Source organism: Clostridium sp. CCUG 7971, from assembly GCF_017590215.1.
Classification (GTDB): domain Bacteria; phylum Bacillota; class Clostridia; order Peptostreptococcales; family Peptostreptococcaceae; genus Faecalimicrobium.
Genome location: NZ_JAFFPK010000213.1, coordinates 1 through 548, shown reverse-complemented (window position 1 = coordinate 548; position 548 = coordinate 1). Strand labels below are relative to the sequence as shown.

Below are 548 nucleotides of genomic sequence, written 5' to 3'. Positions count from 1 at the left end.
AGCATGTCTTGAGTCAACACCTAACTTTATGTGTGCTTCTACAGTTTCATCAAACTTAGCAGTAGCAACATCTACAACTAATGATACAGCTTCTGTTGCATCATATAATCTAGTTCTATCAACTTTACTTAAAGCTTCTACGTATTTTTTACCTTTTTTAGCCATTTTAAATGTCCTCCTTGTGGTTATTTTCGTTAAAACCTCCCACTTCTTATGACGAAGTGTCTAATTTTATAAAATTAGTCTTCTATAACGATACCCATACTTCTTGCAGTACCAGCTATCATACTCATAGCAGTTTCTACTGAAGCAGCATTTAAATCAGGCATCTTTAATTCAGCTATTTCTCTTACCTTAGCAGAAGATAAAGTAGCAACTTTCTTCTTGTTAGGTTCTCCTGAAGCTGAATCTAATCCAGCAGCTTTCTTTAATAAAACAGCAGCTGGTGGAGTTTTAGTTATGAAACTGAATGATCTATCTTGGTATACAGTTATAACAACTGGTATTATCATTCCAGCTTGATCTGCAGTTTTAGCATTGAATTCTTT

Annotated in this window: 1 protein-coding gene and 1 pseudogene; both read right to left on the bottom strand. The window is 34.1% G+C overall.

Features of this window, described 5'->3' with window-relative positions:
• Positions 1-165: pseudogene (locus tag JWF52_RS19550) on the bottom strand (50S ribosomal protein L1); the annotation flags it as partial.
• A gap of 74 nt (positions 166-239) precedes the next feature.
• The coding region (gene rplK, locus JWF52_RS18775) for a 50S ribosomal protein L11 (RefSeq protein ID WP_208334993.1) at positions 240-548 on the bottom strand (309 nt) is incomplete at its 5' end.